The sequence below is a fragment of the Microbulbifer variabilis genome, assembly GCF_023716485.1.
Classification (GTDB): Bacteria; Pseudomonadota; Gammaproteobacteria; order Pseudomonadales; family Cellvibrionaceae; genus Microbulbifer; species Microbulbifer variabilis_B.
Map to the genome: position 1 here is coordinate 380513 of NZ_CP092418.1, position 25216 is coordinate 405728.

The 25216-nt window shown below is 53.8% G+C and carries 23 protein-coding genes; 17 read left to right on the plus strand and 6 right to left on the minus strand.

The window, feature by feature from the left end; translation table 11 throughout:
* Positions 1-92: 92 nt before the first annotated feature.
* The 9 genes from acs (at position 93) to MJO52_RS01675 (ending at position 8615) form a co-directional block, all read left to right on the plus strand.
* Positions 93-2030: an acetate--CoA ligase gene (gene acs, locus MJO52_RS01635; RefSeq protein ID WP_252084262.1), complete on the plus strand. Its 1938-nt coding sequence runs from the start codon at positions 93-95 to the stop codon at positions 2028-2030.
* A gap of 143 nt (positions 2031-2173) precedes the next feature.
* Positions 2174-2590, plus strand: a complete 417-nt coding sequence (locus MJO52_RS01640) for a RipA family octameric membrane protein (RefSeq protein ID WP_252084263.1) — start codon at positions 2174-2176, stop codon at positions 2588-2590.
* Positions 2591-2783: 193 nt separating this feature from the next.
* On the plus strand, positions 2784-3161 hold the full coding sequence (locus MJO52_RS01645) for a VOC family protein (protein WP_252084264.1): 378 nt from the start codon (positions 2784-2786) through the stop codon (positions 3159-3161).
* Between the two features lie 39 nt (positions 3162-3200).
* Positions 3201-3599 (plus strand): DUF6632 domain-containing protein, encoded by a 399-nt coding sequence (locus MJO52_RS01650; protein ID WP_252084265.1) that lies wholly within the window; start codon positions 3201-3203, stop codon positions 3597-3599.
* A gap of 134 nt (positions 3600-3733) precedes the next feature.
* Positions 3734-5233: a catalase gene (locus MJO52_RS01655; RefSeq protein WP_252084266.1), complete on the plus strand. Its 1500-nt coding sequence runs from the start codon at positions 3734-3736 to the stop codon at positions 5231-5233.
* 55 nt (positions 5234-5288) lie between these two features.
* Positions 5289-5771: an ankyrin repeat domain-containing protein gene (locus MJO52_RS01660; protein WP_252084267.1), complete on the plus strand. Its 483-nt coding sequence runs from the start codon at positions 5289-5291 to the stop codon at positions 5769-5771.
* Between the two features lie 160 nt (positions 5772-5931).
* A complete protein-coding gene (locus tag MJO52_RS01665; protein ID WP_252084268.1) occupies positions 5932-6918 on the plus strand; it encodes a serine/threonine protein kinase in 987 nt (328 codons plus the stop codon).
* Between the two features lies 1 nt (position 6919).
* Positions 6920-7747 (plus strand): serine O-acetyltransferase, encoded by an 828-nt coding sequence (cysE, locus tag MJO52_RS01670; protein WP_252084269.1) that lies wholly within the window; start codon positions 6920-6922, stop codon positions 7745-7747.
* A gap of 73 nt (positions 7748-7820) precedes the next feature.
* Positions 7821-8615 (plus strand): GNAT family N-acetyltransferase, encoded by a 795-nt coding sequence (locus MJO52_RS01675; RefSeq protein ID WP_252084270.1) that lies wholly within the window; start codon positions 7821-7823, stop codon positions 8613-8615.
* A 41-nt stretch (positions 8616-8656) separates the two neighbouring features.
* Here MJO52_RS01675 and epmA read toward each other — a convergent pair whose 3' ends face one another.
* The 4 genes from epmA to MJO52_RS01695 all read right to left on the minus strand — a co-directional run bounded on the left by epmA (position 8657) and on the right by MJO52_RS01695 (position 12246).
* Entirely contained in the window at positions 8657-9610 is a 954-nt protein-coding gene (gene epmA, locus MJO52_RS01680; RefSeq protein WP_252084271.1) for an EF-P lysine aminoacylase EpmA, read from the minus strand.
* Positions 9611-9662: 52 nt separating this feature from the next.
* Complete coding sequence (efp, locus tag MJO52_RS01685) at positions 9663-10235, minus strand: elongation factor P (protein WP_252084272.1); 573 nt, start codon at positions 10233-10235, stop codon at positions 9663-9665.
* A 332-nt stretch (positions 10236-10567) separates the two neighbouring features.
* Positions 10568-11362 carry an aldolase gene (locus tag MJO52_RS01690; protein WP_252084273.1) on the minus strand — a complete coding sequence of 265 codons (795 nt, stop codon included), beginning with the start codon at positions 11360-11362 and terminating at the stop codon, positions 10568-10570.
* A gap of 173 nt (positions 11363-11535) precedes the next feature.
* Positions 11536-12246, minus strand: coding sequence for a TenA family transcriptional regulator (locus MJO52_RS01695; RefSeq protein ID WP_252084274.1), 711 nt, complete (start codon positions 12244-12246; stop codon positions 11536-11538).
* Positions 12247-12968: 722 nt separating this feature from the next.
* On the opposite strand from MJO52_RS01695, the gene epmB reads away from it, so the two are divergent.
* Both epmB and MJO52_RS01705 read left to right on the plus strand, forming a co-directional pair.
* Positions 12969-13991 carry an EF-P beta-lysylation protein EpmB gene (epmB, locus tag MJO52_RS01700; protein WP_435583639.1) on the plus strand — a complete coding sequence of 341 codons (1023 nt, stop codon included), beginning with the start codon at positions 12969-12971 and terminating at the stop codon, positions 13989-13991.
* A gap of 312 nt (positions 13992-14303) precedes the next feature.
* On the plus strand, positions 14304-16391 hold the full coding sequence (locus tag MJO52_RS01705) for an EAL domain-containing response regulator (protein ID WP_252084275.1): 2088 nt from the start codon (positions 14304-14306) through the stop codon (positions 16389-16391).
* Positions 16392-16456: 65 nt separating this feature from the next.
* Here MJO52_RS01705 and MJO52_RS01710 read toward each other — a convergent pair whose 3' ends face one another.
* Positions 16457-18118 carry an alkaline phosphatase D family protein gene (locus MJO52_RS01710; protein WP_252084276.1) on the minus strand — a complete coding sequence of 554 codons (1662 nt, stop codon included), beginning with the start codon at positions 18116-18118 and terminating at the stop codon, positions 16457-16459.
* A gap of 95 nt (positions 18119-18213) precedes the next feature.
* Between MJO52_RS01710 and MJO52_RS01715 the strand changes: the two genes are divergently transcribed.
* The 3 genes from MJO52_RS01715 (at position 18214) to MJO52_RS01725 (ending at position 20756) form a co-directional block, all read left to right on the plus strand.
* Positions 18214-18411, plus strand: coding sequence for a hypothetical protein (locus tag MJO52_RS01715; protein ID WP_252084277.1), 198 nt, complete (start codon positions 18214-18216; stop codon positions 18409-18411).
* A gap of 17 nt (positions 18412-18428) precedes the next feature.
* Positions 18429-20372, plus strand: coding sequence for a M1 family metallopeptidase (locus MJO52_RS01720; RefSeq protein ID WP_252084278.1), 1944 nt, complete (start codon positions 18429-18431; stop codon positions 20370-20372).
* A gap of 144 nt (positions 20373-20516) precedes the next feature.
* Positions 20517-20756 (plus strand): hypothetical protein, encoded by a 240-nt coding sequence (locus tag MJO52_RS01725; protein WP_252084279.1) that lies wholly within the window; start codon positions 20517-20519, stop codon positions 20754-20756.
* 124 nt (positions 20757-20880) lie between these two features.
* On the opposite strand, the gene serB is transcribed toward MJO52_RS01725, so the two are convergent.
* Positions 20881-22035, minus strand: a complete 1155-nt coding sequence (serB, locus tag MJO52_RS01730; RefSeq protein WP_252084280.1) for a phosphoserine phosphatase SerB — start codon at positions 22033-22035, stop codon at positions 20881-20883.
* 239 nt (positions 22036-22274) lie between these two features.
* Between serB and MJO52_RS01735 the strand changes: the two genes are divergently transcribed.
* From MJO52_RS01735 to MJO52_RS01745, 3 genes are all read left to right on the plus strand, one after another.
* Positions 22275-23357: a hypothetical protein gene (locus tag MJO52_RS01735; RefSeq protein ID WP_252084281.1), complete on the plus strand. Its 1083-nt coding sequence runs from the start codon at positions 22275-22277 to the stop codon at positions 23355-23357.
* 128 nt (positions 23358-23485) lie between these two features.
* The gene (locus MJO52_RS01740; RefSeq protein ID WP_252084282.1) at positions 23486-23902 is read left to right on the plus strand and encodes a MerR family transcriptional regulator; all 417 of its coding nucleotides are present in this window, start codon (positions 23486-23488) and stop codon (positions 23900-23902) included.
* Between the two features lie 134 nt (positions 23903-24036).
* A complete protein-coding gene (locus MJO52_RS01745) occupies positions 24037-25206 on the plus strand; it encodes an isovaleryl-CoA dehydrogenase (protein ID WP_252084283.1) in 1170 nt (389 codons plus the stop codon).
* Positions 25207-25216: the final 10 nt, after the last annotated feature.

A 25216-nucleotide genomic window follows, 5' to 3' on the forward strand; every position in this document is an offset into this window, starting at 1 on the left:
CCCAGGCAATGCTATAAAGTGAGTCGAATAAGACCCCATAAATTCAGAATTCTCTAGGCCAAGGTGCCACGCTAATAATAAGGGAGAAGATGATGTCAGATGTGCATACCCGCCCCATACCTGCCAAGTTTGCTGCCAATGCTCTGATTGGCGCTGAAGACTACGAAAAAATGTATCGACAATCGGTGCAAGATCCAGAGGCATTCTGGGCTCAGCAGGCCAAGGATTTTCTGCAGTGGGAAAAATCTTTTACCCAGGTGCTGGAGGAGGATATGCACCGAGGGCATACGGCTTGGTTTGCCGATGGTCAACTCAATGTCACGGTGAATTGCATCGACAGACACTTAGCTAGCCGCAGTGAGCAAACCGTCATTTTGTGGGAGGGAGACGACCCTGCGGATAGTGTGGCGATTACCTATCGCACTCTGTATGACAATGTGTGCCGCTTGGCGAACCTGTTGAAGTCTCGTGGAGTGAAGAAAGGGGATCGGGTTTGCATTTATATGCCCATGATTCCCGAGGCGGCCTATGCCATGCTCGCCTGTGCCCGTATTGGTGCGGTGCACTCGGTTGTGTTTGGCGGTTTCTCGCCGGTTTCGCTAAGGGATCGCATACTCGACTCTGATTGTCGCTTGGTGATTACCGCCGATGAAGCGATTCGAGGGGGTAAGCATATTCCCCTCAAGGCTAATGTAGATCAGGCCCTGTCTGAGTGCCCCAGCGTTCATACGGCCATTGTGGTAAAGCATATCGGCGCCCCAGTGGACTGGGATAGTAAACGGGATATCTGGTATGCGGATGCCATCGCAGAAATGGATGGCGACTGTGCACCAGAAGTCGTCAGCGCTGAAGATCCGCTGTTCATCCTCTATACCTCCGGTTCCACCGGCAAACCAAAAGGGGTGCTACATACCACCGCTGGTTATTTGCTGATGGCCACTATGACTTTCAAATATGTATTTGATTACCGGGAGGGTGAGGTTTTCTGGTGCACCGCGGATGTCGGTTGGATTACCGGACACAGCTATATCGTTTACGGTCCCCTGGCTGCAGGAGCCACCACGTTAATGTTTGAAGGCGTGCCCACCTATCCGGATGCCTCACGTTTTTGGCAGGTTGTGGATAAACATCAGGTCAACAGCTTTTACACTGCGCCCACGGCGATCCGTGCATTAATGGGAGCGGGGGATGCGTTTGTCACCAGTACAGAACGCAGCTCCCTGCGACTATTGGGGACCGTGGGTGAGCCAATTAATCCAGAGGCCTGGGAGTGGTATTACAAGGTAGTCGGTGATGAGCGCTGCCCTATTGTGGATACCTGGTGGCAGACGGAAACCGGCGCTCATATGATCACACCGCTACCCGGTGCTATGGCGCTTAAACCGGGTTCCGCCACAAAGCCTTTCTTTGGTGTGCAGCCGGTGTTGTTGGATGGGGACGGCAAAGAAATCGAAGGTGCGGGAGAAGGTGCTCTGGCGATTAAAAAAAGCTGGCCCTCGATGATTCGCGGAGTATATGGCGATCGCCAACGTATGATTGATACCTACTTTTCTACTTATCCCGGTTATTACTTTACTGGCGATGGTGCGCGCAGGGATGCGGATGGTTACTACTGGATCACCGGGCGTATCGACGATGTGTTGAATGTTTCTGGCCACCGCCTAGGCACCGCTGAGATCGAGAGTGCCCTGGTGTTGCACCCGGACACCGCAGAGGCCGCAGTGGTGGGTTATCCGCATGATATTAAGGGTCAGGGTATTTATGCGTTTGTTACCCTGAAATCAGGGCGGGAACCCAGTGAAGCCTTGCGGCAGGCGTTAATTGAACTCTGCTCCAAAGAGATAGGGCCTATTGCCAAGCCGGATGTCATTCAATGGGCGCCGGGCCTGCCTAAAACCCGCTCGGGAAAAATTATGCGGCGTATTCTGCGCAAGATAGCCTGTAATGAGTTGGATAACCTTGGAGATACCTCCACCCTGGCGGACCCTGCAGTAGTTGACGATCTACTGGCACATCGCGAAAATCGCTGACCTGAATTTAGCGCAAGTACTATTCCCTGACGGCGTGGCTGTTGGGGACTGTAGAAAAGCCGGGCATCGCCCGGCTTTTTTGCTCTTATCGGTGCCATCGCGCGGTGGTTCAAGGCCAGTAAATTGACTCAAGGAGAAAGAGTTTGGAGCAGGTAAAGTACCTTTGTGAGCACTATCGCTTTGCAGCTGACCAGCGCCTCAAGGTTTTTAATTTTTTTGTTGTACTGACCATGTTTGTGGAGGGTGGGATTTTTACTGCGGTGGAGAAAAATTTTCACCCGCTTATATTGGCCCTGCTCGGTGGTTTTGTGATGATCCTGGTAACGGTATTTTGGTTGATGGATGTACGCAGCCGCGAGCTACTTAGGTTAGCGGTACCCGCCCTGCAAAATCTCGAGCAGCAGTATCCCGAAGAGGCTAGAATTTTTTCCAATGACGCTATCCGCCGTGGGGAAATTGCGCGTTACACCTTTGCCTATCGGGTACTTTTGGTCGGCCAGCTTATCTTTGGATTTGGTGTGGCAGCATATGGGTTGTATCACTGGTATATCACTCCTTAACCCGACCCCTCAAATTTTGGCATGGCAACTTGGCGACAGAATTTGCTGGGTTGTCATCAGCCTCGACGCTGTAATGGTTCTTTTCACGCAGTAAAGCCCGTCACGATTCCATTCCAAGCAAGGTCTAACTCCCTTCCCTGGACTATCTTGCAGATTGGCGGTGAAGCCAGCCTATGAAAGGGAAAGTAAATCCATGTTGGATCACATCAGAATACCGGTTGAAGATTTTACCCGTTCCCGTGAGTTTTATCGCCAAGCCCTGGCGTGTTTGGGGTATGAACTGGTGATGGAGTTTGATAATTCAGCTGGTTTTGGCTGGGCGGATAAGCCGGAATTTTGGATTCGCAGCGAGGAAGTCAGCAGCTCTCAGCTACATATTGCCTTTCGGGCCGAGGAACGTGAGGTAGTGCGTGATTTCTATCGAGCTGCATTGGCAGCGGGTGGTACCGATAATGGTGTGCCGGATATCTATGAAGAGTATCACCCGGATTACTACGCAGCCTATGTATTAGACCCGGATGGCAACAATCTCGAGGTGGTTTGTCATTTGCCCGGCGATTTGCAGGAATAATTCAGGTAGTTGCTTAGCTAATAAAATAGAGACTTTGTTATGGATGATGCTGTCCGCGCCAAGTACCTACCTATTGCACTGGTAGTCGTAGGCCTGATCTTTATATTTGCTATTTATCCGATGATGATGTGGGTTTGGCCATCTGGGTGGGGGTGGACCCCACGACAGCCGGAATATGAGCAGATGATTATGGGGATCTATGCAACTTTGGGTGTTTTTCTTATTCGCGCGGCAAAAGATCCCGCAGCCAATGCCAGCTTAATTTGGTTTACCGTTTGGTCCAGCTTGGTGCATGCCACCATTATGCTGTTTCAAGCATTGTACGATCGCACTGAGCGAGCGAATTTGTTGGGAGATATTCCTGCGCTTTTTTTGGTGGCAATTGTGCTTTGGTATCTGATGCCAAAGCGTCACTTTAAAAAAAGTGATAAAACTTGAGGGGGAATTTTATAGTCAGTGCAGCTTATTAATCCCAACTATAAGAACGATAATAAGGTCTAATTTCCCACTAAATATACTCGCTTATAAGCTCTGTCCCTGTAATAGAAACAATTTTAGGGACGGACTTGCCGATGAAATATCTTCCTTTATTTGCATTAACTATCGGCCTGATAGGCGGTGCCAATGCTGAGACATTAACTCGCGATAATGGCGCACCGATAGGTGACAATCAGAACTCACAAACTGCGGGAGAAAATGGTGGAAATTTACTGCAGGATGTGAACCTGATCCAGAAATTACAACGCTTTGCCCGCGAGCGTATTCCAGAGCGGGTTGTACATGCGCGCGGCACAGGAGTACACGGTGAATTTGTCGCTACAAAGGATATTGGTGACCTGACCCGAGCGGTGGTATTTGAGCCCGGTAGTAAGACACCAGTCTTCGTGCGCTTCTCAACCGTAATTCATTCCAAAGGCTCGCCGGAGACTCTGCGCGATCCCCGTGGCTTCGCCACCAAGTTTTATACCGATGAGGGCAACTGGGATCTCGTAGGCAATAATCTGCCGGTATTTTTTATTCGCGATGCGATTAAATTTCCGGATATGGTGCATTCCCTGAAACCCTCTCCGGTAACTAATCAGCAGGATCCAAATCGCTTTTTCGATTTCTTTAGCCATGTACCAGAAGCCACCCATATGCTCAGCTGGGTTTATTCTGACTACGGCACCCCGGCAAACTTGCGTCAAATGGATGGTTGGGGTGTGCACGCCTATAAACTTATCAATGATAAGGGCGAAGTACATTATGTGAAATTCCACTGGAAAACCCGCCAGGGTATTAAAAACCTAAGTGCGGAGGAAGCGGCGGAAATCCAGTCGAAAGATTTCAGTCATGCGACGCGAGATATGTACGCGGCCATTGAGAAAGGAGACTACCCCCAGTGGGATTTGTATATCAAGGTACTGAAACCTTCTCAGCTTGATGGCTTTAATTACAACCCACTCGACGCGACTAAAATGTGGCTGGATGTGGAGGAAACCAAAGTCGGCACCATGACGCTCAACCGTGTGCCCACTAATTTTTTCCAGGAAACTGAGCAAGCCGCATTTGCGCCAGCCAATATTGTGCCCGGCATTGAACCGTCTGAAGACCGTCTGCTGCAGGGCCGTGTTTTCTCCTACTCCGATACTCAAATGTATCGCTTGGGAGCGAATCATCAGCAGCTGCCGATCAATCGTCCCCGCGCAGTAGTGAATAACTGGAACCAAGATGGAGCCGCAAATTACGGGCAGCAGACTTCCGATGTGAACTATCAGCCGAGCCGTATTGATGCCCGCAGCGAAGATCCCAAAGGCCTGTACAGCAATAAGCTGCTCACTGGCAGTACCCAGCAAAAGGCGATTGAGAAGAAACTGCCATTTGCCCAGGCCGGTGTTTTCTATCGCAGCTTGAGTTTGAAAGAGCGTCAGAACCTGATCGAAAACCTAGCTGGTGATCTGGGTAAGGTGCGCGATGACAACACCAAACACATTATGCTGGGCTATTTCTACCACGCCGATAAAGACTATGGCCAGCGCCTGACCAAAGCGGTTGGTGGCAACCTGAGCCGAGTGAAAAAACTGGCCCAGTAATATTGACCCATTGGTAGGCGGCAGTTGCCGCCCACCAAAATGTTTAGGTGAACTCATGAGATCAACTCTATTTGCAATCGTCTTTCTCGCCCAGGGGCTAACTCTAATGGCTCAGGCAGTGGAGCCGGAAAAAAATGACTCTGACTTTACCGAACTCTCCCAGTATTTTTTTGCCGCTGCCAGGATTGGTGATACCGAGGTGCTGCGTGAATTCTCGCAAGCCGGATTTCCCCTAAATACCCGCAATTCAAAAGGCTATACGGCACTGATGATTGCCACCTATAACGGCCGCAGGGAAGCTGTGGATTATTTGTTGCAAAGGGGTGCGGACGCCTGTGCACAGGATCGTCGCGGCAATACCGCGTTGATGGCGGCAATTTTTCGTGGTGAGTTTGCCTTGGCAAGAACCTTGTTAAAGCAGGACTGTGATTCGCAACAGGTCAATAGGGCCGGCCATTCGGCAGAGGATTTTGCCGAGGTCTTTGGTCGTGACCAAATGGTTCAGCTATTGCAGCAACAGCGGTCAAGTGGCGGTTAGTAACTGCAATTCAGAGAGTGGTTCTGGTTAGTGCTATTGCACGCCACTTCCCCTTCTGCAGCCTCTTTGGGTGTCGCTAAAGCTGCGGGGCTATTCTGTGTTTGTCCCCGCCCCCGCGAGCGCGTTAGCATAGCCAACCGATATTCAGTTGGTACCCGCTATGACCCAGAGCCACCATCCCTATGAAGCCCTTACGCCGGACGTGGTGATTGACTGTGTCGAGAGCACCGGGCTGATTTCCGATGCGCGCATTTTTCCCTTAAACAGTTATGAAAACCGGGTCTACCAAGTGGGCATTGAGGGCGCGGAGCCATTGATCGCCAAATTTTACCGCCCCGGCCGCTGGAGTGATGAGCAGATTCAGGAAGAGCATCGTTTCACCCTGGAATTGGCCGAAGCGGAGATTCCGGTGGTGGCGCCGATGCAGTTTGATGGGCATACCCTGCTGGAGTCGGCAGGCTTTCGCTTTGCCTTGTTTCCCCGCCGCGGGGGGCGCCAGCTGGAGCTGGATAATTTCGATCATCTGGAGCAGGTGGGCACTATGCTCGGGCGTATCCACGCAGTGGGTGGCGCTAAGCCCTTTATTCATCGCCCGACTCTGACTCTAAAGCACTTTGCCATTGATAGCCGAGAATTTATCCTGGATGGTGATTTTTTACCGCGGGAAAACCGTGAGGCCTACGCCTCGGTAACCGGGCATATTATTGAACAGGTCGCCCCGTTGTTTGAGCGTGACTGGGACTTACTGCGTCTGCACGGTGACTGTCACAGTGGTAACTTCCTGTGGCGCGATGAGACGCCCTGGTTTGTGGATCTGGATGACTGCCTGATGGGCCCGGCCATCCAGGATATCTGGATGCTGATCTCTGGCAATCGCGCCGAGCAAACCGCCTACCTTGATGCGGTACTCGAAGGTTATGAAACCTTCTATAGTTTTGATCCCCAGCAGTTGCAGCTGGTGGAACCATTGCGCTGTTTGCGCCAGATGCACCACGCTGCCTGGCTGGCGCGCCGCTGGCAGGATCCGGCTTTTCCCCAGGCATTTCCCTGGTTTAACACGCCTCGTTATTGGGCGGAACATATACTGGCACTGCGCGAGCAGCAATCGGCACTACTGGAGCCACCTCTGACACTGGGAGCGGTTTGATATGGAAGAGTCCACTGTGAATGCCTCATGCACCGAGACAAACTCGGATTTACTATGGGAGCGAATTCGCATCGAAGTGGCACAGCAGGTCGAACGCGAACCGATCCTGGCCAGTTTTCTGCACGCCACTATTCTCAATCACAGCTCCTTGGAGGCGGCCCTCAGCTTTCACCTGGCTAACAAGTTGGACAATGCCGTGGCGCCGGCACTGCTGATCCGCGAGGTGATCGATGAAGCCCTGGCGGCCGACCCGGAAATAGGTCGTGCGGCGCGCGCGGATCTGAATGCCACTTACCTACGGGACTCCGCATGCAATTCCATGCACGAGCCCTTCCTCTACTTCAAAGGGTTTCACGCCCTGCAGGTGCACCGGGTGGCGCACTGGTTGTGGAGGCAGCAGCGGCGTTCGCTGGCCATGTTTTTACAACACCGGGTCTCGGTGGTGTTCAGTGTGGATATTCACCCTGCGGCAAAAGTGGGGGAGGGTATCCTGTTGGACCACGCTACCGGTATTGTGATTGGTGAGACTGCGATAGTGGAGGACAATGTTTCTATCATGCAGTCAGTAACCCTGGGGGGGACCGGCAAGGAGAGTGGCGACCGCCATCCCAAGATTCGCTGTGGGGTTCTGATTGGCGCCGGCAGCAAGGTACTGGGCAATATCGAAGTGGGCGAATGCGCCCAGGTGGCCTCTGGCAGTGTGGTCTTAAAGCCGGTACCGGCAAAAACCCTGGTGGCCGGTGTGCCGGCCAAAGTGGTGGGGCCGGCGACTTGTGCCCAGCCGGCAATGTCTATGGATCAGTGCGCGCTTTCGCAAGTGGAAAAGTAGTGATCGCGACCCCACCTTGTGTGGGGTTTTTCGTTCTTTAGGGAGTTGGATAAACGGAACTATCCTTGTACCCATGAAATACAGTCTCAGCGCCAAAAACCTTGTCTGCCGCAATCTAGAGGCTCACGCCAGTTATTGTGCGGCTCTGCTCAATCCCAATCACACCAAAGAGATCACCGGTATTGTGCGCAGTGATACTGGTCTTTTATCGGGCCGTCTTAACCAGGCGGTTTCCAATACAGTGATGCAGCCACGCATACTGCAGCGCTTCGCGCTGGACTATTTTGCCGAGCGCCACAGCGCATTTACCTTGTGGCACAGCGCCTCCAAGCCGCTCGATGACGAGGCTCTGGCGCAGCTGGGATTACAGCGCAAGCAATCGCAGGTGGCGATGGCCGCAGAGATTGAACGCCTGGCAGTGCAGGGGGCCGCACAGAAAGTGGATGGGTTGGTGTTGTCCCCGGTAAAAAAAGAGGCTCTGCCCGAATATGCAGAAGTACAGGCGGCGGGGTGCGGCAGTGCCCTGGAAGCCGCGGAGCTAAAAAAATTTTACACGGCACTGGCGGAGATTCCCGAACAGCGCCGAGCGCGGCTCAGGTTCTTTTTGGCACGGTTGCAGGATACTCCGGTGGCGGCGGGCTGCCTGTTTGCCTCCGCCGATGCTCTGGGACTCTACGATCTGGTGACTCTGCAAGACTACCGAGGGCAGGGGATTGGTCGGGCTCTGTTTCACTATCTGCTGGAGCAGGCTCAGAGCAGTCATCACCGCAGTCTAGTGGCGCTGGTACCTGCGGAACGCCAGCAGTTGCCATTGGATTGCGGCTTTTTTGCTGTGGGCGAGGTGGCGCGCTATGTTTACACACCTTGAGGGGGCTGATCAGTTTGTTGTTCTGTAGAGTCTAACGAGGGTCAAGCGCGTTCAATAGGAAAGGCGATCACCTCTTCGATGGTTTTGTAACCACCGGCCAACATCAATAAACGATCCACACCAAGTGCCACACCGGCACACTCCGGCATCCCCGCCCGCAATGCCTCCACTAATCGCTCCTCATAGGGATAGAGATTGAGGCCGTGCTTTTGGCGATAGGCATGGTCCGCTTGGAAACGGCGCAGCTGTTCCGCACTATCGGTCAATTCCCAATAACCGTTGGCTAGCTCCAATCCGCCCACATAGGCTTCGAAGCGCCTTGCCACTGGGGTGCCACTTTCGTCGGGAAGCACCTTGGCAAGCGCCGCTTGGTCTGCGGGGAAGTCGTACAGCAGCGTAATACCCTCACCCATGGTGGGCTCCAGGCGATGGCTCATCAGCAAGTCCAGACATTCGCTGCGATCAGCGGGGCTGAAGGCCAGGTCCATCTCCTGCTCGACACAGCGGTGTAAGTCACTATCGCTGGCGTTATGGGGGTCCAGCTGTAATTCGCGCTGGAATAACTCCCGATAGCTGAGTAACTGCACTTGTTGGATTTCTAGTACTTCGCTCAGTAGATCGGCCACTTCGTCCATCAGGCGTCGATCATCCCAGCCGCAGCGATACCATTCCAACATGGTGAATTCCGGGTTGTGGCGGCTGCCTGCTTCACCTTGGCGAAACGCCTTGCCCAGGTAGTAGCAGTCGCCGAAACCAGCGGCCAGCAAGCGCTTCAGCCCAAACTCTGGACTGCTGGCCAGGTAGGCGTTGTCACCACCGCATTGGGTGGGAATGGAATCGATATGCGGGTCGCTGGTAGCGCGGCGTGAAAGCACTGGCACTTCGGTTTCCAGCACCTTGCGCACAGTAAAAAATTGACGAATTTCAGCCAGTAACGCGGCGCGATGGCGCAGAGCTTCAATGGTGGCGCTAGGACGCCAGAGGTTAGAGGTCATGGGATTGGCTCAGGTGGCGGACGGCCGGTGGCCGCCCGCGAGAGGTGGGAAATTAATCTTCTTTGGCGCGGCCCAGGTATTCACCGGTGCGGGTATCTACTTTGATGGTCTCGCCGATTTCCAGGAACAACGGCACTTTAACCACAGCGCCGGTAGCCAGGGTAGCCGGCTTGGTGCCGCCCTGGGCGGTATCGCCGCGCAGGCCGGGATCGGTGTCAGTGATTTCCAGAATGACGTGGTTGGGCGGAGTGACTGCCAGCGGAGAACCGTTGTAGAGGGTTACAGTGCAGATATCCTGCTCTTTCAGCCATTTGGATGCGTCGCCCACTGCGTCAGTGCTGGCCTGATGCTGTTCGAAGGTTTCGGGCTCCATAAAGTGGAAGAACTCTCCATCGTTGTAGAGGTATTCCATCTCGCGGTCCATAACATCTGCGCCTTCCAAGCTTTCGCCGGAGCGGAAGGTGCGCTCCCAAACTCGGCCGGTTTTCAGGTTGCGCAGTTTAACGCGGTTGAATGCCTGGCCCTTGCCAGGTTTGACGAACTCGTTTTCTACAATCGAGCAGGGATCGCCGTCGAGCATTACCTTGAGGCCGCCCTTGAATTCGTTGGTAGAGTAATTAGCCATAGCAATTAGAGCCCTTATAAGTCATGTATCTCTATGATTTTTAACGAGTTTTTCCCTCGCAAAAGCCCGGCCGCGGCCCGCTCCAGCCCTGGGAATCCCGTGCGCTCCCGCCATAAATGGTAGCTGCAGGCGACTCGTTAGGCCGCGGCGCAGAGACTTTACCTGCGGCCCTAAAATGTTGGGGCGAGATTATACAGGAGGGCGGCGGCTTGAACGACTCCGTGCGGCGATTTGAAGAGTTGTTATGGCCGCTTGTACAGATCTTGGCTGGAGCTGCTTGCGAGCCCGCAGGTTTGGGCCCGCGGACTGAAAAAAGTAGCGGTGGCTGTGTATTAGCCAAGCGGATTATCGTTGCTTTTGTCGATATCCCGCAGCAGGCGTCTGGCATAGTAAGCGAAGGTAGCCTGACTGCGTTTTTCCTGCAGGATCCAGTCGTGGGCTTCGCGGCCGAGTTCCGGTTTTATATCCTGAATGGTGCCAGAGGACTCCGCCAGCATTTGCAACTGGGCGGCGCGCTCGCACTGGAGGGCCATGGAGCAGGCTTCCTCGACGGAGCGGCAGGCAATGATCAGGCCGTGGTGAGCGAGCAGAATAGCGCGTTTGTCACCGATCGCTTCAGCAATCAACTCGCCCTCGCTGTTGCCCACCGGCACGCCTGGCCACTCCTTGAGGAAGGCGATGTCGTCGTACAGCATGCAGGCGTCCATGTGGGAAATTTTCAGTGGGCGCTCCAGCATGGACAGTGCAGAGATATGAATTGGATGGCTGTGCACTATGCACTTAACATCCGGGCGTGCACGGTAAATCCAAGTATGGAAGCGGTTGGCAGGGTTGGCCATGCCGTCGCCGGAAAGGACTTCGAGATCTTCGTCCACTTCCAGCAAATTGGACGCGGTAATTTCATCAAAACCCAGGCCCAGGCGCTGGGTGTAATAATTTCCTGTTGTTTCTGCTCGGGCGGTGATCTGTCCGGCCAGACCGGAGTCGTGTCCGTGGGCAAAAAGAATACGGCAGGTGAGCGCAAGTTTCTCACGCAGAGTCCAATCGGGCACGCCCAGATGCTGCTTCATGGATTCGCTGGCGCGTTCAATCAGCTCGCTTTTATTCATTGATAGTGTTTCAGCCATTTTTAACTCCAATATTTACGGCACAGAATGTTCACCGGTTGCCGTGCGCGGTGGAACTCTGGGAAAGTGCCGTTCAATCTTTTTAATTTTTTGCAGCAAGCACAGTGATTTCACTGTGGTAAATACATCCCTGTATTGTGCCCAGCCACAATAAATGGCCGGGCAAACACGGCTTAGGCGGGGATCGCTTGGGGCTGACTCTGTTTCGAGGTGCGGTAGGCAGTTTCGATAGAATCGAAGAACTGTTGGCGGGCCTGCACCAGACGGCGTCCCGCATCGAGCATGACATCAAGCTGGGAGGCATCTTTACTGCCGATATCGACCATAATATCGCGGATGGTCTCAGCATGGCCGTCGTCGCATTCGATATGCAGCAGAAAGAAAGTTAACTGTTCGTCTGCCACGCCGCGGGCGCGGAAGCCGGCTACGATATCGCTATAAAGGTCCGGTACCAGTGCCTCTGCGCCCAGGCATAGTGCGCCCAGTCCCGAGCTGGCACGCAGGTCGCGGCAGTGTTGGAACATAGTGTCGATCAGGTGCTGGGTGCCCGGCAGAATTTCTGCATTTTCCAAGCTCAGACCAAAATGCTCGAGAGTCTCGCGGTAAATCTCAGCGTGGGGCTTGGGGCTGTCGGGTTCCAAACCCAGTTCTTCCATCAGGTTTTCAGCCAGCTCATGTACTTCTTGATTACTGGGGAGGTTGGCCATCATCGCACACAGGTAACGCACGAAGTAGCTGCTGTAAATTCCCTGTTGGACCAGGAAAATTTTCAGCTCTTCCATGGTTATAGAGCCATCGCGGCAGCGCTTGAGGAATGGGTGAGCACGAGTTTGCTCAATCAGTAAATCTTTATTTGCCTCAAGTAATTCAAGCTGCATTTCCATCGAATTATTCCTTTATGTAATTCCATTTTTATTGGACGAGGAAGATGTCCGGTTTATTTTTTTATTGAAATTCGAGTGCACTGAATTCAAGAAAGACAAGGTTGTTATCGCTTTGTCTTTGGTTAAATTAACACCGTATTAACCCTGTTGTGAATGGGGGAATTGTGAAGATTTTCCTAAGGAAATTTGTATGAGTAGTAATATTTTTATACTGGTAGTTATTTTTTTGTTAGTAACAACTTTTATTGATTCGGAGTGATTTTTTACTTTGGTGGTAGTGAAGTCGTTACTTCGCTTGCAGCGCAGGCTGTGCGCCTATGTTGAAAGGGCGATATTGAGATTTTCTAATCTCAAGGTCAGTGTGGCGTTTATTTTTTTGTCGATTTTTTTTCGTTGTTTATGTGACAAAGTTGAATAATTGTGAGAAAAAAAATATTTGGCACAGGCTTGGTTTACACTCCTTGTTACTGAAAGTCAGGGTGTGGGCCTGACTGAACCCGATATTAATTGGCTTTAAAACCATTGTGACTGTGTGGTTTTATTGGTTTTGGCTCGGTAACTTTGATCGACAGTTTTCCGCCTTTTGGGTACCGCTATCAGGCTTGGTAGGCCGAATACCTGGAGCGTCTGTGCTGGGGGCAGCTTCTGGTACAATGGCTTCTTTAGTGTTGCTCCCTTCCGTGCGTATTCCTATGGTGAAATCCCCAGCCGTCGACAGCGAAATGATCGACATCTCCGAAGCCCGCCGCTGGCAGGATGAACTTTCAGACCTGATCACTGATCCCGAAGAGTTGATCCGGTTGCTGCAGCTTGACCCGGCGCAGATGCCTTGGGCGCAACGGGCCAATGACAAGTTTGCTTTACGGGTACCGCGCCCGTTTCTCCGCCGTATACGCCCTGCCGACCCAAATGATCCGCTGTTGTTGCAGGTTTTGCCTGGCGCTGCAGAGTTGGAAGTAGTAGCGGGTTATAGTGCAGACCCGCTAAAAGAAGCTGAGGCGAATCCACTGCCGGGGGTGGTACATAAATATCACGGTCGCCTGCTGTTTATTACAGCGGGACAGTGCGCGGTAAATTGTCGTTACTGCTTTCGCCGGGAATTTCCCTATGGCGATAATCATTTGAATCGCAAACAGTGGTCTGCAGCGCTTGATTATGTGCGCGCACACACAGAGTTGCGCGAGGTGATTTTGAGCGGTGGTGATCCACTGGTATTGAATGATCGCCAACTCGGTTGGCTCGCCGGTGAGCTGGTACAGATCCCCCATCTAAATAAATTGCGCGTGCACAGTCGTGTACCCATTGTGGCGCCTAGCCGCATTACTGATGAAATGCTGTCCTGGTTCAGCCAGTCGCGCCTGAAGCCAGTGCTGGTTTTGCACTGTAATCACGCTAACGAAATTGATGCTGAGGTGCGTGGGGCCCTGCTCAGGTTACGCGAAGCGGGAGTGACTCTGCTAAATCAAGCGGTGTTGCTGCGCGGCGTCAATGATAGCTGCGAAGCCCTGGAGGCCCTCAGTGAAACCCTGTTTGATGCGGGTGTGTTGCCCTATTACCTGCATCAGTTGGACAGGGTCAACGGTGCGGCCCACTTCGAAGTGAGTGATAGCGTGGCAGTGGAAATCGTTGAGCAATTGCGCCGGCGCCTACCGGGTTATTTGGTGCCGAAGCTGGTGCGAGAAGTGCCGGGTGTCGCTTCCAAGTCGCCAATAGAGGCTTGCGTCAAACCTTCTAAAGTCGATTAATAAAAATCCTGAGGGGCAGAGGATAGAAAAATGGCGTCAAATTGATCTGTGCTAAATACACGGCAGGGCCTATCTATATAGTGGCTGCCGATTAATTGCGCCGCACAGCCCGCGGGCCAGAAAAGCAGCTGCCGGCCTGCTCAGTGATTACTTATTCGCAAAAAAAATACTCTCGGGCGTGTTTTTGGCAGGAAGAATAGTGTGACTTGAATCACGCGTGCCACCCATATGTGCTCTTGTATGCCACCACAGGGGCCCCCTAAACTACCGCATGGGGTTGCGGTGCGCTGCCCTGAATAAATAGAGCAAATAATGAATAGCAACGACACTATCCGACTCCTTCTGATTCACGATATGCCTTCAGAGGCACAGCGCCTGGTGAGCATGTTGCACAATGCAGGCAGGCCCAATCGTGCCCAGCATGTCGCTAATGAAGCGGTTTTTACCCGCTTGCTGCAAGATAAAACCTGGGACCTAGTGATCGCCTCAGAAGGTAGCACTCAGATTCCTCCAGCAGTAACTCTACGCACTATCAGTAAACTGCAAAAAGATATTCCGGTGATTCTGCTTAGTGAGCGCAGTGGCTCTCAGCCGGTGGTTGAAGGGCTGAAACTGGGCGCGAGGGACGTGGTGACGGTGGATGAAGATCAACACCTATTGTTGGTGATCCAGCGCGAGATGTCGGCTCTCGAAAACCGCCGCCAGGCGCGGCTACACGACCGTCGATATCACGCCACACTCAAGCGGGCTAAAGAATTACTCGACAGCTCCAAAGATGCCATAGCCTATGTCTCCGACGGCCTACTGGTATATGCTAACGATTCCTTTGCCGAGCGTTTCGGCTATGAAACTGGTGAGGATATCGAATACCAACCGCTGATCGATATGTTGGCGGAAAATGAGCAGGAGGGCGCACGGGAATTTCTCAAGCGCTGCGCTATCGACAACAATGAAGTTGAAGCCAAGGAGTGGCAGTTTACTGCCAGAACTGTTAGCGGCGATCCACTGCCCACCCGTGCAGAGGTACTCAGTACGACTTACGAGGATGAGCGCTGTTTGCAAGTGCGCATTGCCAGTCGTCGCGGCGATACTGAACAGCTGGAAGCTCAGCTCAGCGATATTAAAAATCGAGACCCTCTCACTGGCCTATATAACCGCCAGCATTTTTTGCAGCTACTGGACTCCACCATCAAGGCTTCGGCGGATTCACATCGCACCGGTGGCTTAATGTTTATTCAGGTGGATCGCTTTGCTGAGGAGGTGCAAAAAGTTGTGGGTGTGGCTGGTGCCGACGCACTGCAGAAAGCCATGGCCGAATTATTACAGGGCTGCCAGCGCAGCGGTGACACCCTGGCACGTTACAGTGATGACAGTTTCTGCCTGCTGAGCTCCGATACCACGCCGGATAGTATCGAGCTGCGTGCTAAAGACATACTCAAGCGAATTGCTGACACCATTTTCGATGCCGCCGGCAAGACCCAGCAGGTGACCGCCTCGATTGGGATTTCATTACTGAGCGAGGCTTCCAGTGGCTCCCAGCAGGTGCTGGAGCAGGCACAAACGGCTCATAAACAGGCCCTCGGCGAAGACGCTCAGGGCGGTGCTTTTGCCCTTTATGAGCCGGATACCGAAAACAGCGCCGATGCCGGTACCTATCACCGCGCCCGTGTGGTGCAGGCGCTGGAAGCGGGCAACCTCAAGCTACTATACCAGCCGATCCTGAGTCTGCAGGGCACCGGCGAGCAGATGTACGAGGTTTTAGTACGTATGCTTGATGAAAAAGAGGAACTGGCGCCGCTGGCTTTTCTGCAGGAGCTGGGTGATGCGGGGCTGTCGGCAAAGATGGATCGCTGGGTGATCCTTACCGCGATCAAGGCCGCAGCCGCCGCTAGGGCCGAGGGCAAGGAGGTGTCGCTGTTGTTGCACCTCACTACCGCTTCACTACTCGATAACAGCCTGCCGGCCTGGCTGGGGGTGGCCTTCAAGGCCGCCAAGTTGATACCCGCTTCGGTGGTTTTTCAGTTGCGCCAGGAGGATATCACCAGCAATTTACACGCTGCGCGGGACTTCACTACCCAGGTACAGCAGATCGGCTGTCGTGTTTCAGTCTGTCACTTCGGTACCGGCCTGAACCCGTTTAAGGCGCTGGAGCATGTGAAGGTGGATATCGCCAAGATCGACCCGTCATTTGTGCGCGAAGTGCAGGACGAGGGCGAGAGTAGCGACACCCTTGCAGGGTTGGTACAGCGCCTGGGTGAGGCGAATACCAAGGTGATCGTGCCCCATATCGAGCAGGCCAGCATGTTGCCCACTCTTTGGCAAACCGGCACTGACTATATCCAGGGTTACTATGTGCAGGCTCCGGCAGATGAGATGAATTTCGACTTTAGCCTGGATTGATCCGGCTCTTAATTGGCGAGAGAAAACCGCGCGACTCGGTGGGCCGCGCGTTTTTTTTATGCCGCTTAAACCTGATAGCGGCTGCGCAGGGCGGCAATGGCGTTGCGCGCCAGAGTGGCATAGCCTGGAGCCGGTGCAGGCACTTCAGCGGGAGCACTACTCTCACTCCAGGCTCTTTGTATGTGGTTGACGCCGGCCTTTTGCTTATAGATTCGCGCCAGGTTGGTGTTGTAACTCTTACTGGTGACAGTATCCACATGGTACCAGTGGGCTTTGGTGCGAGAGTGGGATACATCCATCAGCAGGTAGCCGCGCTGGGTTACGTCAACCCACTTCAGATGAGGAATCAGTCCATCCATGGCGATGGCGGCTACATCAGTTAAATGGGACTTGTCCAGGAAGCTGGAGGTTACTCCCGGGGTGACAAACTCGCCGCCCAGGGCACCGCGGCCGGTTAGGCGGCCGTACTCGAGAATATTGAATGGATTGCTGGCCAGGTCCCAGGCCCAGGAGCTGTGGATATCTCCGGTGAGCACGACAAAATTGTCGATATTGTGGTTGCTGATGTGATCGAAGAGGCGCTCGCGGGAGGCGGTGTAACCATCCCATTGGTCCATATTGATCGACAGATCTTTGGCCAGAGTCAGTTGCGCCATCATCACTTGCTGCCCCAGTACCCGCCAGCGCACACCGTCCGCTTGGGATTGCGTCAGGCCGCTGTGCAGCCATTGCTCCTGTTGTGCGCCGAGGATACTGCGATCGGGATTATCGGCGGTCTTCTGGTCGAACCAATTGGCCTGCTCGTCACGCGCGGCAATTCGCGTATCCAGCATCATCAAATCCATCAGGTTGCCAAAGCGGAAGCTGCGGTAAATGGCCTTGTCACCAAATAAATCGAGGATGCCGTTATCGCGGATTGGCATCCATTCAAAGTAGGCCTGGTTTGCCACAGAGCGGCGCACCGCCCATTCGCCTTCGCCGTCTTGGGGGTTGTGGTTCTCCGCACCACCGGCCCAGGCATTGTTGGTGGTTTCGTGGTCGTCCCATACGCAAATAAACGGGTGCTGGCGGTGGACTTCCTGTAGATCGGGGTCTGAGCGATATTGTGCGTAGCGCTGGCGATAGTCCTGAATATCCACCATTTCCTTGGCGGGAATTGGCTCGCGTCCGAGGCCACTACCGGTGCCAAAACCACCGGGACCATATTCATAGATGTAGTCTCCCAGGTGCAGTACTACATCCAGATCGGCGCGCAGGGCGATCTCGCGATACACATTGAAGTAGCCCATCGGGTAATTGGAGCAGCTGGTAACGGCGAAGCGCAGGCGCTCCACATGGCCGGTGGGCAGGGTGCGGGTGCGGCCGATCGGTGAATCGATATCGTTGGAGTAGAAACGGTAGTAGTAACTAGTGCCTGCCTGTAGTCCTGATGCGTCCACCTTGATGGTGTAATCCACTTCTGGGCCGGTGAGACCACTGCCGCTGTTAACCACCATGGCCATTTCCGGGTCCAGTGCGATCTGCCAGCTATAGGGCACCATGGACTGGAAGGCGGGATCATCGGAGGGGGTGATCCTGGTCCAGAGAATAACGCGATCCGCTAGGGGATCTCCGCTGGCTACGCCGTGTTGGAATGGCTGCAGGCCAGCACCATAGGCTTTCAGTAGTGGCAGCGATGCCAGGCCGGCGCCGGAAAATTGTAAAAACCGCCTCCGGGATAGTGACATGGGACTCTCCTTTATGTGCTTGTTTTAGAGGGCCCGCAGTCTGAATAGGGAAAGTGAAGGCTTTGTTAATTGATGGGGGGATTTTTGTGTTGTAGGTGCGGATTAGTCGGCAAATTCGTCCGCCAACCGATAAGTTGAGACATATGTCTATTTTTATTGCTCCTGAGAGCACGATCGCCGCTGGCGAGACTCTGTACACCTTCATTGTGACCGGTATCCAGCAATGGTCTTTCCCGCTGTCGTTCCGCAAGCGCTTACTCTCGGGTATCCTGTGGCGCAAATTGAAAAGCTGAACCCAGGGAGTAGACCCATGTTGCCCCGTTTACTATGCACCAGCCTGATCGTCGGCGGCCTCGCCGTAGCCTCAGGTTGTTCCAAGAATGAACCGACCAAGGTCGAAGCTGACAGCGCCGATACGTCGGTAAAAGTGGCTGCGGTGATCGAGAAGAAAAGCGTTGCAGAAAAGGCGCCGCAATCCGGTGTGGATTATCACTCCTTCGCCAATAGCAATGACTACCAGGTGCAGCACCTGGATCTGGACCTGACTGTCGACTTCTCTCGGAAGGTACTTGAGGGCGAAGCCAAGCTGGACTTCAAACGCCTCAACGATAAGAACCTGCCGATGGTGCTCGATACCCGCGAGCTGGAAGTGGTTTCTGTATCGGCTAATGGCGCGCCGGTGAAGTTCTCCATGGGTGAGAAAGACAGCCACCTGGGCACTCCGCTGAATATCGAGCTGCCGGAAGATGCCGACAGCATTACTATCCGCTACCGCACAGTGCCGGGCGCCTCTGGCGTTCAGTGGCTGGAACCGCAGCAGACCGCGGGTAAAAAGCATCCGTTCCTGTTTACCCAGGCCCAGGCGATTCACGCGCGCAGCTTTATCCCGCTGCAGGATTCCCCGAAAGTTCGTCTCACCTACAACGCTACCGTTCGCACCCCGAAAGAACTGCGTGCGGTAATGAGTGCGAACAACGATCCGCAGGCGGCCAAAGATGGCGTTTACGATTTTGAAATGCCCCAGCGCATTCCCTCTTACCTGATTGCCCTGGCAGTAGGCGACCTGCAGTTTAAGCCCTTGGGTGAGCGCACCGGTGTTTACGCCGAGCCTTCCATGCTGGAATCTGCAGCGGCGGAGTTTGCCGATACCGAATCCATGCTGGAAGTGACCGAAAAGGCGTATGGCCCCTACCACTGGGACCGCTACGATCTGCTGATTCTGCCGCCCAGCTTCCCCTTCGGCGGTATGGAAAACCCGCGCCTGAGCTTTATCACTCCGACGGTGATTGCCGGCGATAAGAGCCTGGTAGCCCTGATTGCCCACGAATTGGCCCACTCCTGGTCCGGCAACCTGGTGACCAATGCCAGCTGGCGCGACCTGTGGCTGAATGAAGGCTTCACCACCTACCTGACCAACCGCATCATGCAGTTCGTCTACGGCGATGAGCGCTATCAGATGGAAATGGCCCTGGGTTATGACGACCTGCAGGCGGATCTGGCCGATAAAGAGCCCCGCGATGAGATTATGGCGATCGACCTGCGCGGCCGTGATCCCGATGAAGTCTTCTCCAATATCCCCTATGAAAAAGGCTCTCTGTTCCTGTACGAATTGGAACAGAACGTGGGCCGCGAAGCTTTCGACCGCTTCCTGATGGAGTACTTCAACCACTTCTCCTTCCAGAGCATTACCACCGAGGATTTCGTTAAGTACCTCGACAAGACCTTGTTGGTTGAGCACGCCGATAAGTTGGATCGCGAGCGCATTCACCAGTGGATTTTCGAGCCGGGTATTCCTGAAGGTGCGCCGCACCCGCAGTCCGATGCCTTCAGCAAGTTGGACCCAGTGCGTCAGCAGTGGTTGGACGGCAAATTGGTAGCGAAGGATATCGACACCAAGGGCTGGACCTTCCACCAGTGGAAGTACTTCCTCGACGGTATGCCGGAAAAGTTGACTGAAACGCAATTGAAGGAACTGGACAGCGCCTTTGGCCTGACCCAATCCCGCAATAACGAAGTGGCCTTTAGCTGGCTGATGATTGCCGTGCGCAACGACTACGAGCCGGCATTCAATCGCCTGGAAAACTTCCTCACCAGCATCGGCCGCAACAAGTTCCTGCGCCCGCTATACCGCAATATGGTTGAAACCGGCAAACAGGATGTGGCAGCGCGTATTTTTGAACGCGCCAAGGAGGGGTATCACCCGCTGACGGTAAAAGTGAACAGCCTGGTAATCTACGGTAAAAAAGAAGGTTAGCTCTGTCTTCAACACTTGTGCGATTTTGGTGCTGTGCACCAGAATCGCCACTCTCCATACTGGTTGTTGCCAGCGCAACACTGGCCACCTACGAGCTTTCCCTAGCTTTATCTGCCCGTTTTTCCTCTTGCCAAGATTAACTCAATGAATCTGCTAAAGCTGGTTTCGGGTTGGATTTGGCTGGCGCGCAATGCTAAAAAAGGCCTGTGTAATCGGTTGTGTAGCAAAGCTGAACAAACTGGTACAAAAGAAAGAATTTTACGTCAATTTTCTGGCATAAAAATCATTAAACTGCTGTTCAAAACGGAACCCATTGCGTACCCTGCTGCTCGAATAAAAATCCATTTAGGCAAAGGGAGGTACCTATGTACAGGCGGATTTTAATATTGGCTTTTCTCAGCCTTTTGGCAGCAGGCTGCGAGTATGAACCCAGTGCCTGCTCGGATAACACTAAGCCGCGCTCATTCCCCTTCCCACACGCGGTGATATAAACCTTTTTGGGACACCTTTAAGAAGGCTGTCCCAATTCGGCAATTTGCTGGTCGTTGAGACCGAACAGGTAAAGCGCCGCATCTAGTCCAAATAGAGTGATAGCTTGCGGTGCCTCCCTGCGGACTTTGGGTTTCGGATGTATGGCGATACCCAGGGCACCCAGGTTCAACATGGGGATATCGTTTGCCCCATCCCCAACGGCAACCACTTTTTCCAGCGGCACTCCCATCTCCTTTGCAGTTTCCCCCAGCAATAACCGCTTGCGCATTCCGTCCACGATAGGCTCTATCACTTCACCGGTGAGCGCGCCCTCGGCGAACTCGAGTTCATTGGCGTATATCAGGTCAACAGCCAGGCGTTCCCTTTGTAGGAAATTGGCGAAGTAGGTAAAACCGCCGGACAAAATGACAGTTTTGCAGCCGAGTTTGCGCAGGCAGTGCAACAGGTTTTGCGCCCCATCTTTTAGTGGCAGTTGCTTGGCAATTTCTGCCAGGCGCTGTTCGGAAAAACCTTTTAGCAACGCCATACGTTTTTTGAAACTATCGCGAAAATCCAATTCGCCGCGCATGGCGGCCGCAGTGATGGCCGCCACCTGGTCGCCGATTCCGGTAATCTTGGCTAGCTCGTCGATCACCTCTGCATCGATCAGAGTGGAATCCATATCGAAGCCAGCCAGTGCCGGTACTCTCTGACTGGTGCCCTCCTGCAAGACCAGATCGGCTCCAATTACTTCGGCCAGTTGTAGGCAGGCAAAACGTGCCGGGGAAAACTCCAGTTCAGCGCTGAACTGAAAGCGGATGACCGTGCACTCGTGCCGGTGGGCTAGGGTGTCGATGACATCGATATGCCAGTGTTGTTCAGCACAAAAATTCAGCAGGCGCTGCAGTTGTGACAGGGTGGCTGCTGGGCTTAGGAAGGTCAGGCACCAGGGCGATTGCACGTCTGATGGTATCACGCTGGGTAAATTCAATTGGCAACTGACGGCGTCCAAAAAGGGGGCTGTATTGTCGTATTCCAACCCCAGCAGTGCATGGCCGCCGCTATAGGTGAGGTAGCGCACAGAACAGTCGAAGCGTGACTGGGTAATTTGCGCCAGGGGCAGATGAAATTCTTGTGCTTTAGTCTCGACGCCCATAGCGAAGGTCCCCAATTTATTCAATAAGCGACGCATTATAGCTCTAGCGGGAATCTTCGTTAAAATCAGCGCCGCAGGTTGGGCCCGCTTATTTATTACAAATTAAAAAATCCCGTGTGGAACTATTTTGTTGCGGGATCGACCAACGGCACAGGAAATTACACTGCGTATTATTCGCGCTTTGTGAGGATAAAATTGCGCCAGGGCCCTTGGCTGTGGAGAGTTCCAAAAACGCAAGGTAATAAAAAACAAGGCAAGGTATTAAAGCCGTATTTATGTCTGTATCGATGATTTCCCTTCTGCGCAGGTTGCCAGAGCAGTTTGCGCGTTTATCTAAACGTACCCGCCAGCGTCTGCTGGCTGCGATGATCTGGCTGATACTGGCGCTGTTCTGCAGTGTGGCTCTCGGTCATTACTATGCGCAGCGCCATGCTGATGCGGTGGAGAGAGACCGGGTCTCTGCGCAGGTTGCGGCCAGTTTTCTCGCCGGGCAGAGCCTGGAGCGTATTGTTGCCGATGATCGTATCAGTATGCAGCTGTTGGCCAGGCAGCTGCTGGAATTGCCCGCTATCAGCGGTGTTGCTGTTGAGGATGTGGAATCCAATAGCCTGGCGGAAGTTGGTGATCTGAAGAGTGGCGAGACCATCAGTGTGCCGGTAGTGCTGCATGACAGTATCGCCGGCAATGTTACCGTAGCCCTGATTCCTGGTGCGGACGTCAGCTTTCCCTGGGCCAGCTTATTGCTGACGCTGGTATTTGCCCTGCCATTTAGTGCAGTGGCGGCACTGATGACAGGGGGTTTTTCCGCGCAGCGCAGTTTGCCAGCGGAAGAGCCTCTTTCCTCTGCGGATCTTCCCGAGCAAAAGCAAGACTCTATAGGCCTGTACCTGCGGCCATTGAATTGGGCTCAATTGACCAACCAATTGAGTCGCAGTGCGCTCGAAGGAATTCAGCGGGAATTGGATGGACGTATGCAGTTGCTGCGTCGGATCTACGGTGCCCATCCATTGAGTTGTGCAGGGCCGCAAGTTGGTTTGGGGTTTTCCGGCGCCGATTCGGCGTTTCGTGCGGTCTGCTGTGGCCTGTTGCTGCGGGAGATGCAGAGTGTCAGCCGCGCTACCGGTTTGAAGTTGGCCCTGGCGGTGGCGCCTTGTGAGCCAAGCACGCCAGATTTTTCTGCTGAACAGCTACTAAACCAATCGCGTGGTTTGTTTTTACATCCTGAGTTGCTGGAGGATAGCTCTCTGGCTGGGCGTATTGAGCACCACGGTGCTGGCTGGGCTCTGGAAATCACAGGCCTTACACCCTCCTATCAAAAGTTGCTCGACAATCAGTTGCAACAGCTGTTGGGCGTCTGATCTCTCCCTTCCGATTACTGCGATGGGTTAATGACTGAATAGCCCCTCGCAGTTATTTTTGGCGTTTGCTTTACGTTTACGTCAACGTAAACTCTTGTTAGGCTCTGTTGCGTCTCGAGGAAGTACTTATGAAAGCCAAAGCCAGCATCGTAGAGCCCCAGAGTTACAGCATTTCGGAGCTGGCGCGGGAGTTTGAGATAACCACCCGCGCCATCCGTTTCTATGAGGACAAGGGCCTGCTCAAACCGGAGCGGCATGGTCAGACCCGTGTCTACAGCCCTGAAGAACGTATACGGCTGAAGCTGATTTTGCGGGGCAAGCGCCTGGGTTTTTCCCTCGATGAGAGCCGCGAGATTATCGATATGTACGACCCCGCTCATGGCAATGTAGAGCAGTTACAGCGCCTGCTGGAGCGTATAGCGCAGAAGCGGGCACAGTTGCAGCAGCAGCTGCGGGATATTGAGAGCCTGATGGGGGAACTCGGTGAAGCCGAAGCCCGTGCACAAGCGGCTTTGGTAAAGAGCCGCAACGAGGAAAGCCCCTAGTTCACCGGTTAAAAATTTCGACAGGCGCCTGCGAAAGCCTGTGACCCGCAGAGGTTTAGCGTGTCACCCGATGTATCGAGTGGTTGCAGGTGCCGCCAGTTTAAAAGACTTTTCTAATAATTATTGGAGCCATTATGAATACCTCCTATCCAACCCTGAATTTCGGCCTCGGTGAAGACATCGATATGCTCCGCGACATGGTCTACAAGTTCTGCCAGGCGGAGCTGGCCCCGCGCGCGGCGCAGATCGATGAAGACAACCTGTTCCCCGCCGATATGTGGAAAAAATTCGGTGAGCTGGGCCTTCTGGGTATGACCGTGGAAGAGGAGTTCGGCGGTTCCAATATGGGTTACCTGGCACACGCTGTGGCCATGGAAGAAATTTCTCGCGCCTCCGCTTCTGTGGGCTTGTCCTACGGTGCCCACTCGAATCTGTGTGTAAACCAGATTCGCAAAAATGGTACCCGCGAGCAGAAGCTCAAGTACCTGCCCAAGCTGTGTTCCGGTGAACATGTAGGCGCTTTGGCTATGAGCGAACCGAATTCTGGTTCCGACGTAGTGAGTCTGCAATTGCGCGCGGAAAAGCGCGGCGATCGCTTTGTTTTGAACGGCAATAAAATGTGGATCACTAATGGACCCGATGCCGACACCTATGTGATTTACGCGCGCACCGAGCCGGGTATCAGCTCCGGCGGTATTACCGCATTTATCGTTGAGCGCAGTTTTGCCGGCTTCTCACAGGCGCAGAAACTCGACAAGCTGGGTATGCGCGGTTCCAACACCTGTGAGCTGGTGTTCGAAGACTGTGAAGTGCCGGAAGAAAATATTCTCGGTGAATTGAACGGCGGCGTACGCGTTTTGATGAGCGGTCTCGACTACGAGCGCACCATTCTCTCCGGTGGCCCTGTCGGTATTATGCAGGCCTGCCTGGATGTGGTGGTTCCCTATATCCACGAGCGCAAGCAGTTCGGCAAGGCCATCGGCGAATTCCAGCTGATGCAGGGCAAGATCGCCGATATGTATGCCGACCTGAATGCCAGCCGTGCTTACCTCTACGCCGTGGCGCGTGCCTGTGATCGCGGTGAGGACTCGCGCAAGGATGCCGCCGCAGTAATCCTGTTTACTGCAGAGCGCGCAACCCAGATGGCCCTGCAGGCTATCCAGACTCTGGGCGGCAATGGCTACATCAACGAGTACGCCACCGGTCGCCTGCTGCGCGATGCCAAGCTCTACGAAATCGGCGCGGGCACTTCTGAAGTGCGTCGTATGCTGATTGGTCGCGAGCTGTTTAACGAGACCCGCTAAGGCTGGGCAT